At 70.6% G+C, this 12,025-nt stretch carries 6 protein-coding genes; 3 read left to right on the top strand and 3 right to left on the bottom strand.

Features of this window, described 5'->3' with window-relative positions; genetic code table 11:
- Window positions 1-13: 13 nt before the first annotated feature.
- The 3 genes from SPRI_RS11980 to SPRI_RS11970 all read right to left on the bottom strand — a co-directional run bounded on the left by SPRI_RS11980 (window position 14) and on the right by SPRI_RS11970 (window position 5,298).
- Window positions 14-1,390, bottom strand: a complete 1,377-nt coding sequence (locus tag SPRI_RS11980; RefSeq protein WP_053556916.1) for a maltokinase N-terminal cap-like domain-containing protein — start codon at window positions 1,388-1,390, stop codon at window positions 14-16.
- A gap of 177 nt (window positions 1,391-1,567) precedes the next feature.
- Window positions 1,568-3,304 (bottom strand): maltose alpha-D-glucosyltransferase, encoded by a 1,737-nt coding sequence (treS, locus tag SPRI_RS11975; protein WP_005311705.1) that lies wholly within the window; start codon window positions 3,302-3,304, stop codon window positions 1,568-1,570.
- On the bottom strand, window positions 3,301-5,298 hold the full coding sequence (locus SPRI_RS11970) for an alpha-1,4-glucan--maltose-1-phosphate maltosyltransferase (RefSeq protein WP_037773719.1): 1,998 nt from the start codon (window positions 5,296-5,298) through the stop codon (window positions 3,301-3,303). The genes treS and SPRI_RS11970 overlap by 4 nt, the downstream gene beginning before the upstream one ends.
- Before the next feature lie 474 nt (window positions 5,299-5,772).
- On the opposite strand from SPRI_RS11970, the gene glgP reads away from it, so the two are divergent.
- The 3 genes from glgP (at window position 5,773) to SPRI_RS11955 (ending at window position 11,912) form a co-directional block, all read left to right on the top strand.
- Window positions 5,773-8,448, top strand: coding sequence for an alpha-glucan family phosphorylase (gene glgP, locus SPRI_RS11965; protein WP_053556915.1), 2,676 nt, complete (start codon window positions 5,773-5,775; stop codon window positions 8,446-8,448).
- 242 nt (window positions 8,449-8,690) lie between these two features.
- Window positions 8,691-9,941, top strand: coding sequence for an alginate lyase family protein (locus SPRI_RS11960; RefSeq protein ID WP_037773717.1), 1,251 nt, complete (start codon window positions 8,691-8,693; stop codon window positions 9,939-9,941).
- A gap of 435 nt (window positions 9,942-10,376) precedes the next feature.
- Window positions 10,377-11,912, top strand: a complete 1,536-nt coding sequence (locus SPRI_RS11955) for an FG-GAP repeat domain-containing protein (protein WP_053556914.1) — start codon at window positions 10,377-10,379, stop codon at window positions 11,910-11,912.
- Window positions 11,913-12,025: the final 113 nt, after the last annotated feature.

Genomic DNA, 12,025 nt, shown 5'->3' with positions numbered 1-12,025 from the left:
AGAGCGGTGCGGGTCAGTCGAGTGCGGCGAGGCGTTCGATGGCGGCCATCGGCACGGGCAGCCAGTCCGGCCGGTGTCTGGCCTCGTAGACGACCTCGTATACGGCCTTGTCGGTCTCGTACGCGCGAAGGAGTTCGGGATCCTCGCGCGGGTCGTCGCCGCCGGCCTCCGCGTAGCCGTCGCAGTACGCCGCACGGCACCGCTCCGCCCATGCCGGGTTCCAGGGGCGGTGCGTCCGGGCCGCGTAGTCGAAGGAGCGGAGCATGCCCGCCACATCGCGCACGGCGGGCTGCGGACGGCACCGTTCGGTGAGCGGCCTGGCCGGCTCGCCCTCGAAGTCGATGACGGACCAGGGGGTGTCCTTTGGGCCTCGCAGTATCTGGCCGAGATGCAGGTCGCCGTGCACCCGTTGGGCGGCCCAGGTGCGCCCGCGTCCGCCGAGCGCGGCCACCGCGTCGAAGGCGGCGCGCAGCCGCGGCACGTACGGCACGAGCGAGGGCACCGACTGTGCGGCCGTCTCCAGCCGCCGGACCATCGCCGCCGCCAGCCGCTCGGTCTGCGGGCCGCCGAGCTTGACCGTCGGCAGGGCGTCGGCGAGTGCCGTGTGCACCTCGGCGGTCACCCGGCCCAGCTCACGGGCCTCGCCCTGGAAGGAGCGGTCGGCGGCCAGTGCCTCCAGGGCAAGGACCCACCCGTCGCGGGAGCCCGGCAGGAACGGCTGGAGGACACCGAGGGTGAAAGGTTCCGGCGCGCTCGTCCCGTACCAGGCGACCGGCGTGGGCACCCGCCCGCAGCCGGCCCGGGCGAGGGCGAGCGGCAGCTCCAGATCGGGGTTCGGCCCCGGGTGGATACGGCGGAACAGCTTGAGGATGTACGCGTCGCCGTAGACGAGCGAGGAGTTGGACTGCTCGGCGTCCAGCGGCCGTGCGGGCAGCTGTGCCGGCAGATCGGGCGCGCCGTCGAACCGCTCGAAGCGCAGCGGCCCGAGCGCGCCCGGTGTGCGCAGCCGTTCCAGCAGGAGCGCGGCGAGCCGCGGGTCGCGGGTCCCCTCGTACACGGTCCGCCCGGCGAGCGGTCCGTCGGTGAGATGGCCGATCAACGCGGGTGCCATCGGCGGCGGGAGTGTCTCGCGCACGCCGATGAGCAGTTGGTAGCAGTCGGCGGACGACCGCACGGGCACGTCCCGCTGTGTCACCCGCACGAGCAGGTGCAGCAGTCCGGGGCCGGGCCCGTTCAGGGGCAGCAGCTCCGTCGCCGAGACGGGGGAGAAGCCTCCGACCGCGTACCCCTTGCCCGCGAACCAGCGCTGTTCGGGCAGCCATTGGCGCAGCAGTGGGGCGAGCGAGGGAAGCAGTCCGAGCGGAGTCCGGGTGGATGCAGCCTCCGACATGGGCATCGCGTCCTTTCCCCGGGTACACCACGAATGCGCAAAGTGTCCCGGATTGCAACGGTGGCTGTCCGGCGGCGCGCGGGGATGAGGGGGGAGTGCCCGAAGCGGGGCGGTGGAAACCGCCCCGCCGGAGTAGGGGGCGCCTTTCGGACCGGTTCTGTCCCCCTCGTGGACACGTCAGGCTGTGACGGCTGCGCTCTTCGCGTCCTTGCGGAGGCGGAACCAGTAGAAGCCGTGGCCCGCCAGGGTGAGCAGGTACGGCCACTGGCCGATCGGCGGGAACCGCACTCCGCCGATGAGTTCCACCGGATGGCGTCCACTGAAGGTCCGCAGATCGAGCTCCGTCGGCTGCGCGAACCGCGAGAAGTTGTGGACGCACAGGACCAGGTCGTCTCCTCCTTCTTCCTTGGAGGGCGCCTCCCTCAGGAAGGCGAGTACGGCCGGGTTGGAGGAGGGGAGTTCCGTATACGAACCGAGCCCGAAGGCCGGGTTCTGCTTACGGATCTCGATCATCCGCCGGGTCCAGTGCAGCAGCGAGGAGGGCGACGACATCGACGCCTCGACGTTGGTGACCTGGTAGCCGTAGACCGGGTCCATGATGGTCGGCAGGTAGAGCCGTCCCGGGTCGCAGGACGAGAAGCCGGCGTTGCGGTCCGGGGTCCACTGCATCGGGGTGCGCACGGCGTCCCGGTCGCCGAGCCAGATGTTGTCGCCCATCCCGATCTCGTCCCCGTAGTAGAGGATCGGAGAGCCGGGCAGCGACAGCAGCAGCGCGGTGAACAGCTCGATCTGGTTGCGGTCGTTGTCGAGCAGGGGCGCGAGCCGCCGGCGGATGCCGATGTTGGCCCGCATCCGCGGGTCCTTGGCGTACTCGGCGTACATGTAGTCGCGTTCTTCGTCCGTGACCATCTCGAGCGTGAGCTCGTCGTGGTTGCGCAGGAAGATGCCCCACTGGCAGTTCTTCGGGATGGCCGGTGTCTTGGCGAGGATTTCCGAGACCGGGTAGCGGGACTCGCGCCGTACCGCCATGAAGATCCGCGGCATCACGGGGAAGTGGAACGCCATGTGGCACTCGTCGCCGCCGGCCGTGTAGTCGCCGAAGTAGTCGACGACGTCCTCCGGCCACTGGTTGGCCTCCGCCAGCAGCACCGTGTCCGGGTAGTGCGCGTCGATCTCCTTGCGCACCCGCTTGAGGAACGAGTGGGTCCGCGGCAGGTTCTCGCAGTTGGTGCCCTCCTCCTGGTAGAGGTACGGCACCGCGTCCAGCCGGAACCCGTCGATCCCGAGGTCGAGCCAGAACCGCAGCGCGGAGATGATCTCCTCCTGCACGGCCGGGTTCTCGTAGTTGAGGTCCGGCTGGTGGGAGAAGAACCGGTGCCAGTAGTACTGCTTGCGCACCGGGTCGAAGGTCCAGTTCGACGACTCGGTGTCGACGAAGATGATCCGCGCGTCCTGGTACTGCTTGTCGTCGTCGGCCCAGACGTAGTAGTCGCCGTACGGGCCGTCCGGGTCGCTGCGCGACTGGAGGAACCACGGGTGCTGGTCGCTGGTGTGGTTCATGACGAAGTCGATGATGACGCGCATACCGCGCTGGTGGGCGGCGTCGACGAACTCCACGAAGTCGGCCAGGTCACCGAATTCGGGGAGCACGGAGGTGTAGTCGGCGACGTCGTAACCGCCGTCCCGCAAGGGGGACTTGAAGAACGGCGGCAGCCACAGGCAGTCCACGCCCAGCCACTGCAGATAGTCCAGTTTGGCGGTGATGCCCTTGAGGTCGCCGACGCCGTCGCCGTTGCTGTCCTGGAAGGAGCGGACCAGGACCTCGTAGAAGACGGCCCGCTTGAACCAGTCGGGGTCGCGGTCGCGTGCGGGAGTGTCCTCGAACGTGTCGTGGACGGGCTCATTCACGATCATGATGTGGGTGACCCTCCGGTCTGCTGGGACGGTCGCAGGGTGAGGACGTGCGCGGGCGCGGTACCCGGCTCGAGGCGCACATAGTTCGCCCTGCCCCAGTGATAGGTCTCGCCGGTGAGCTCGTCGCGCACCGGTACGGTCTCGTCCCCTTCGAGACCGAGTTGCGGCATGTCCAACGAGACCGTGGCCTCCTGGGTGTGGTGGGGGTCGAGGTTCGCCACGACCAGGACGACATCGGAACCGGACCGTTTGGAGTAGGCGATCATCCGGTCGTTGTCGATGTGGTGGAAGTGGATGTCACGCAGTTGCTGGAGCGCCGGGTGGCGGCGCCTGATCCGGTTGAGCGTCGTGATCAGAGGTGAGATCGTGCGGCCCTCCCGCTCGGCCGTTTCCCAGTCCCTGGGGCGCAGTTGGTACTTCTCCGAGTGCCGGTACTCCTCGCTGCCGACCTTGAGCGGGACGTTCTCGCAGAGCTCGTAGCCCGCGTAGAGACCCCACGACGGGGACAAGGTCGCGGCCAGCACGGCCCGCACCTCGTAGGCGGGCCGGCCGCCCTCCTGGAGGTAGGCGTGCAGGATGTCGGGGGTGTTCACGAAGAAGTTCGGCCGCATGAAGGCGGCCGAGTCGCCGGCCAGTTCGTTGACGTACTCGGTGAGCTCGTGCTTGGTGTTGCGCCAGGTGAAGTACGTGTACGACTGCTGGAAGCCGATCGCGCCCAGGGTGCGCATCATCGCCGGCCTGGTGAACGCCTCGGCCAGGAAGATGACATCCGGGTCCTTGCCGTTGATCTCCCCGATCACCTTCTCCCAGAAGACGACCGGCTTGGTGTGCGGGTTGTCGACGCGGAAGATCCGCACCCCGTGGTCCATCCAGAAGCGCAGCACCCGGACCGTCTCGCGGACCAGCCCCGACATGTCCTTGTCGAACGCGATGGGGTAGATGTCCTGGTACTTCTTCGGCGGGTTCTCCGCGTACGCGATGGAGCCGTCGGCCCGGTGGTGGAACCACTCGGGATGCTCCTTGACCCAGGGATGGTCGGGGGAGCACTGGAGGGCGAAGTCGAGTGCGACCTCCATGCGCAGCGAACGCGCGGCCGTCACGAAGTGGTCGAAGTCGGCGAGCGTGCCGAGGTCCGGGTGGATCGCGTCGTGCCCGCCGAAGGCGGAGCCGATCGCCCAGGGGACCCCGACGTCGTCGGGTCCCGCGGTCAGCGAGTTGTCGGGGCCTTTGCGGTGGGTGGTGCCGATGGGGTGGACCGGCGGCAGGTACACCACGTCGAAGCCCATCGCGGCGACGGCGGGCAGCCGTTCGGCGGCGGTGCGGAAGGTGCCGGAGACGGGTGGCTCGCCCTCCTTGACGACCGCGCCCTCCGAACGCGGGAACAGCTCGTACCAGGAGCCGTAGAGCGCCCGCCGGCGTTCCACCTGGAGCGGCAGCGGGGGTGAGGAACTGACCAGCTCGCGCAGCGGATGGCGGGAGAGGGCGGCGTCGGCGTCGACGGCGAACGCCGCGGCGAGCCGGGCCGCCGCGGGCCTGGCCGTGTCGCGCAGCGCGTCGGCCGCGGCGAGCACGGCCTCCCTGCCGTCCTTCTTGGGGACTCCCGCCGCGGCGCGTTCGTACAGCTCCGCGCCTTCGGCCAGGACCAGTTCGGTGTCGATCCCGGCAGGGATCTTGATGCCGGCGTGGTGGCGCCATGTGGCGACGGGATCGCTCCAGGCCTCGACGGTGTACGTCCAGCGGCCTTCCGTGGAGGGGGTGACCTCCGCACCCCACCGGTCGGTGCCGGGGGCGAGTTCCCGCATGGGGGTGAAGGGACCGGGGCGGCCCTTCGGGTCGTGCAGCACGACGTTGGCGGCGACTGCGTCATGGCCCTCGCGGAAGACCGTGGCGGTGACCTGGAAGGTCTCACCCGCCACGGCTTTCGCGGGCCTTCTGCCGCAGTCGACGAGTGGGCGGACGTCCAGGACGGGGATGCGACCGATGAGCGAGTTCACAACATCACCTGAGGGCTGTGCGGGCAGGTCGGATCGAGCGGGATGTCTCGTTTGTGCGGGATGGATCTCATTTGACTGAGTTTTATTTGTATCTGCTGAAACGGTGACTGGCGGGCTGCGGGCATGTCCGCTCCTGTCCGCGTTCACTCGGGTGGACGGTAGGGAGGCCGATCGAGGGTGCTCGCCTGCGTACCGGGTGAGCCTTCCCCCGCCCTTCGGGTGGGCAATCCGGTGATGTGTTAACTACTAGGACGTACGGGGTCGCACAAGACACACGAAAAGAGACCGGCCTGTCATCGATGGGGAACCGGACTTTTCTGACGGCCGTTTACGCGCCGGTTGCGCCAACGCGCCGGTGTGACACCCGTGCGCCGTGGTTACGGAGGGCGCGGACCGATACCGTCGGAAATGACGGAAAAGGACGCACCGTCCTGCGTCCGCTCGGATGTGTACCTCCCCTGCGAAGGTGAACTTGTGAAGGCCATTCGTCGATTCACCGTCCGCCCCGTCCTCCCCGAACCGCTCGGGCCGCTCAGCGACCTCGCACGCAATCTGCGCTGGTCCTGGCACACCGAGACCCGAGAGCTCTTCCGGACCGTCGACCCCGAGGGGTGGCGGGCCGTCGGCGGCGATCCCGTGCGTCTCCTCGGGAACGTGTCCGCCACCCGTATGGCCGAACTGGCCAAAGACCGGCGCTTCCTGCGCAGGCTCGCCGCCGCGGCCGACGACCTGGACGACTATCTGCACGGCCGCAGGTGGTACCAGTCCAACGGCGGCGACGGTGGTCCCGACGCACCCGCGTTCCCCACCGCCATCGCCTATTTCTCACCCGAGTTCGGCGTCACCGCCGCCCTCCCGCAGTACTCCGGCGGCCTCGGCATCCTCGCCGGCGACCACCTCAAGGCGGCCAGCGACCTCGGCGTACCGCTGATCGGGGTCGGCCTGCTCTACCGGCACGGCTACTTCCGCCAGTCCCTGTCCCGTGACGGCTGGCAGCAGGAGCACTACCCCGTGCTCGACCCGAACGAGCTGCCGGTGAGCCTGCTGCGTGAGGTCGACGGCACCCCTGCCCGGGTGTCCCTCGCCCTCCCCGGCGGCCGGTCGTTGCACGCGCACATCTGGGTCGCGCAGGTCGGCCGCGTACCGCTGCTGATGCTCGACTCCGACATCGAGGAGAACGGGCCGGGCGCGCGCGACGTCACCGACCGGCTGTACGGCGGCGGCAGCGAGCACCGGCTGCTCCAGGAGATGCTGCTGGGCATCGGCGGGGTGCGGGCGGTCCGCGCGTACTGCCGGCTCACCGACCGTCCCGCGCCGGAGGTGTTCCACACCAACGAGGGCCACGCCGGGTTCCTCGGACTCGAACGCATCCGCGAACTGGGCGAAGCGCCCGAGCACGGCGGCAGCGGGCTCGGCTTCGACGCGGCGCTGGAGGCCGTGCGGGCCGGGACCGTCTTCACCACCCACACCCCCGTGCCCGCTGGCATCGACCGCTTCGACCGCGAACTGGTCGCACGCCACTTCTCCGAGGGCGCTGAACTGCCCGGCGTACCCGTCGACAAGGTCCTCCAGCTCGGCATGGAGACCTATCCCGGCGGCGACCCCGGGGTCTTCAACATGGCCGTGATGGGACTGCGGCTCGCCCAGCGCGCCAACGGCGTCTCCGAACTGCACGGCGCGGTGAGCCGCAGCATGTTCGCCGGACTGTGGCCGGGATTCGACGCCGCGGAGGTGCCCATCACCTCCATCACCAACGGTGTGCACGCCCCGACCTGGGTGGCGCCGGAGGTGTTCCGCCTCGGCGCCCGGCAGATCGGCACCAGCCGGGCGGAGGACGCCCTCTCCGTGGGCGGCTCCGGCCGCTGGGACTCCGTGGGGAACATCCCCGACGCCGACATCTGGGAGCTGCGCAGGTCGCTGCGCGAGCAACTGGTCATGGAGGTGCGGGAGCGGCTGCGCGCCTCCTGGCGCCAGCGCGGGGCGGGCGCGGCCGAACTGGGCTGGATCGACGGGGTGCTCGACCCGGACGTGCTCACCATCGGGTTCGCCCGACGGGTGCCGTCGTACAAGCGGCTCACCCTGATGCTCCGCGACCGGGAGAGGCTGACGGAGCTGCTGCTGCACCCCACTCAGCCGATCCAGATCGTGGTCGCCGGCAAGGCCCACCCGGCGGACGACGGCGGCAAGCGGCTGGTACGGGAACTGGTGCGCTTCGCGGACGACCCGCGGGTGCGCCACCGGATCGTCTTCCTTCCCGACTACGGCATGGCGATGGCGAAGAAGCTCTACCCCGGCTGCGACGTCTGGCTGAACAACCCGCTGCGGCCCCTGGAGGCCTGCGGCACCAGCGGCATGAAGGCCGCGCTCAACGGCGCTCTCAACCTCTCGGTCCTCGACGGCTGGTGGGACGAGTGGTTCGAGCCGGACTTCGGCTGGGCGATCCCCACGGCCGACGGCGCGTCCACCGACGAGGACCGCCGTGACGAGCTCGAGGCGGCGGCGCTGTACTCGCTGATCGAGGACCGGGTCGCGCCGCGGTTCTACGACCGGGGTCCCGGTGGTCTGCCCGACCGCTGGATCGAGATGGTCCGCCGCACCCTGACCACCCTCGGCCCGAAGGTGCTCGCCGGCCGCATGGTGCGCGAGTACGTGGAGCGGCTGTACGCCCCGGCGGCGCGGGCGCACCGTGCCCTGGACGCCACCAGCGCCCAGGACCTCGCGGCCTGGAAGGCCAGGGTGCGCTCCGCCTGGCGCCAGGTGGCCGTCGACCATGTGGAGGCCGTCGACCAGGACGCGGCCGCGGGCCAGGTGGCGTCGGCGGGTCTCGGCTCGACGCTCACCCTCCGCGTCCAGGCGGCGCTCGGCGAACTCCAGCCGGACGACGTCGAGGTGCAGGTGGTCGCGGGCCGCGTCGACTCCGACGACGCCATCCGCGACGCCCAGACCTTCCCCCTGAAGCCGGCGGGCGGCCCGGACCTGGAGGGGCGCTGGGTGTACGAAGGGCCTCTCGCGCTGGACCGCACGGGCCCGTTCGGCTACACGGTCCGCATCCTGCCGGCGCACCGCCTGTTGCCGGCCGGTTCGGACCTCGGGCTCGTCGCCGTGCCGACGGAGACGACGGGGGAGGACGCGGGCGTGCTGATGCGCTGATCCCCGACGAGGGCCGCGAGGAGGCCCGTGTCGTGAGGCGCCCCCTGTGCCGGGAACCGGGTCCTGCCGGGAACCGGGCAGGGGGCGCCTTTCTTCATGCCGTGAACCGCACGTCTTGACGTGTCCATGGGATGCGCCTAGCTTCCTCACGCAGCACGGCGTTCACGATCGCACTCGATGTTCGTATACATGAATGATGCGGGCGTGGCCGTGCCGACTCCCCACAACCGGAAGGCACCCCCATGCGCACCGGCACCATCCCCAGGCACGCCCTGCGACGGCCGAGAGTCCTCGCCCTCGCCCTCTCCGCCCTCGTCGCGGGCGCCCTCTGCGCGACACTCATGTCCCCGGCCTCCGCGCAGAAGACGCCCGCCGCCGCCCCCGCCGTCGCGGCGGCCCCGGCCGCCTTCACCCACCCCGGCGTCCTCGTCAGCCGGCCCCAGCTCGACTTCGTCAAGGGCAGGGTGCAGGCCGGCGCCCAGCCCTGGAAGGCCGCGTACGACCAGATGGCGGCCAGCAGGTACGCCTCCCTCTCCCGAGTGCCCAAGCCCCGCGCCGTCGTCGAGTGCGGCTCGTACTCCAACCCCAACTACGGCTGCACCGACGAACGCGAGGACGCGATCGCCGCCTACACCACCGCGCTCGCCTGGTACATCACCGGCGACAGCCGCTACGCCAAGAAGTCCATCGAGCTGATGGACGCCTGGTCGGCCGTCATCAGGGACCACACCAACAGCAACGCGCCCCTGCAGACCGGCTGGGCCGGCTCCTCGTGGCCGCGCGCCGCCGAGATCATCAAGTACACCTACCCCGGCGGCTGGCCGGGCTCCGGGCGCTTCGCCACCATGCTGCGCGACGTCTACCTGCCCGAGGTCACCAACGGCTCGCACTCCAACGGCAACTGGGAGCTGAGCATGACGGAGGCCGCGATCGGCATCGCGGTCTTCCTCGAGGACCGCGCCGCCTACGACAAGGCCGTCGCGAAATTCCGCGGACGTGTCCCCGCGTACATCTATCTGACCAGTGACGGCTCCCTGCCCAGGAGCGCGCCCGGATCGGGTCTCGACACCCGCGACGAGATCGTCCGCTACTGGCAGGGCCAGTCGGTCTTCGCCTGGAACGGACTCAGCCAGGAGACCTGCCGAGACCTGACCCACGCGGGCTACGGCTTCTCCGCCATCTCGCACATCGCAGAGACCAGCCGCATCCAGGGCCAGGACCTGTACCCGGAGATCGCCGACCGGCTGCGCCACGCGCTCGGCCTGCACGCCAAGTACCAGCTGGGCGTGGAGCCGGTGCCCGGCAACCTGTGCGGCGGTGCCCTCAAGGACAGGCTCGGGCCGGTCACCGAGGTCGGCCTCAACGCCCTGGCGGGCCGCATGGGTCACGCCATGACCAACACCCAGCGCCTGACCGAGCAGCAGCGGCCGGCGGGGTCCAACAACCTCTTCGTGGCGTGGGAGACCCTGACCCACGCGGGCAACCCGGCGTAGGCCCGGGGGCGTGCGGCCGCTCCCATGGGGGTGGTCGCACGTCCGTTGTTTCCGGTACGCGCGCACGTATCCCTTTGTGAAGGAACTGTGACGCCATGTCAAAGGGCCTGTGACCAACCTGTGTTCGTGACCGATGGCTCCATGTCGGACATGTGATCTTGTGATGATCGACGTGACCATGCCATAGTCCCGTTCCGCTTCTGTGGATCGTGGGGGCAGGGAACCGGGCGGTTTGGCGCCCGCGGGGCGGGGAGGCCCTGCGGAAACGCTTCTCCATCGTTCGGACACGGTCTGCCGGAGCTCGGGGCTCCCTTGGTCCATGCGCCGGGGACGCCCCGACGACCGGTAATCGAAAGGCCGTCACCTGCCCCCGGGCAGCACGGCGCGCGGGGTGGGGGCACTATGCCGTACATCGGCACACGAACGACCCGTGGTGTGACGGCGCTGGCACTCGCCTGCGCCGTCACCCTCCTGGGGCAGGGCGCGGAACCGCTGACGCAGGCCGTCGCGGCCACCGGCTGCGCCGGGGCGCAGCACGACTTCAACGGCGACGGGATCCGCGACGTCGCGATCGCCGACCCCGAGGCCACGGTCACGGGCAAGGCGCGCGCCGGGCAGATCCACATCGTCTACGGCGGCGGCAAGGGCACGTTCGCCCTCTCGCAGGACTCGCCGAACGTGTCGGACGGGGCGGAGGCCGGCGACCAGTTCGGCTTCTCCTACGCCGTCTACGACGCCAACCTCGACGGCTGCAGCGACATCGCCGTCGGCATCCCCTTCGAGGACATCAACCTCGCCGACCGCACCGTCAAGGACGCGGGCCTGGTCCACCTGATCTACGGTTCACCGGCCGGCATGGCCGGGAACGGGCTCGGCACCATCGGCTTCCGGCAGGGCAGCGACGGCAAACTCGCCGGAGGCTACGAGGCCGAGGACTGGGTCGGATACGCCGTGGCCGCCGGCAGGTCGGCCACCAACATCCCCTTCCTCGTGATCGGAGCGCCCGGCGAGGACGGCGCCGAGGGCAAGGACATGGGGATGTTCCACTACGTCTACGGCACCGCCTACAACGTCGCGCACGTGGCCCAGGACAGCACCGGCGTCTGGGAGGACCCCGAGCCCAACGACCGCTTCGGCGCGTCGATCGCCTCCACCGACCGCCACTTCGTCGTCGGCGCACCCGGCGAATCCATCGCCACCACCTCCACGAACGTCGAGTTCGCGGGCGCCGTGGTCGCCTTCCGGCCGTCGATCAACACCTACGGCATCCCCGACCCGCTGTTCGGTATGGGCCAGGGCCGCAGCGGCAGCGGTGACACCACCGCACAGGCCGGCGACCAGTACGGCACGTCCCTGGCGATGGCGCCCTACCGCCCCGCCGGCGCCACCTCCAACTCCGACTCGCTCCTCGCGGTCGGCGTCCCCGGCGAGGACCTGGCGACCACCGTCGACGCCGGCGCCGTGCACACGTACCACCTCAAGGCGGACGGCACCGTACAGCCCATCACCTGGATCGACCAGAACCAGCCCGACACCGAGGGCGAGGCGGAGGCGGGCGACTTCTTCGGCCAGCGCCTCGCCGCCGTCAACACCGCCCCGACCACGACCGGCACCGCGGCCACCATGCGGCTCGCCGTGGGTGTGCCCGGTGAGGAGTCCTCCGAGGAGTTCCGGGAGGAGGGCGGCGTGCAGATCCTGCCCCTGCTCGGGGCGCCCGGCGCCGGCGACAGCTGGATCTCGCCCGGCAACGGCATCCCCGCCGACCGCGCGCCCCGCATGCTCACCGGCATGGGCCTCGGCGCGAGCCCCGGCTCGCTGTACGTCGGCGTCCCGTACGGCCCCGCAGCGGGCCGGGCCGTCCACGCCTTCCCCTGGAACACCCCCAACGGCGGTGCCCCGACGCAGAGCTGGCGGCCCGGCGAGGGCGGAATCCCGGTGGACGGCGTCGCCTTCGGCGCGTTCCTGAGCTGACGGGACGCGGCCGGTCCGCGCCGTGGCCGAGGGGCCACGGCGCCGGTGGGCCGTGCCGTACCGGCGGGCCTCGAGTGCCCCCGGAGCGACCGTCCGTCTCCGTGAGGAGTTCC

Origin of the sequence: Streptomyces pristinaespiralis, from assembly GCF_001278075.1 — a bacterium.
GTDB lineage: Bacteria > Actinomycetota > Actinomycetes > Streptomycetales > Streptomycetaceae > Streptomyces > Streptomyces pristinaespiralis.
The sequence above is the reverse complement of the archived record's forward strand: the minus strand, read 5'-3'. Positions and strand labels throughout refer to the sequence as shown.

What these genes read in the sequence shown, in the direction of transcription:
- SPRI_RS11980 (WP_053556916.1), bottom strand. Translation starts at nt 1,390, where the DNA reads ATGTCGGAGGCTGCATCCACCCGGACTCCGCTCGGACTGCTTCCCTCG.
- treS (WP_005311705.1), bottom strand. Translation starts at nt 3,304, where the DNA reads ATGATCGTGAATGAGCCCGTCCACGACACGTTCGAGGACACTCCCGCA.
- SPRI_RS11960 (WP_037773717.1), top strand. Translation starts at nt 8,691, where the DNA reads ATGCGCACCGGCACCATCCCCAGGCACGCCCTGCGACGGCCGAGAGTC.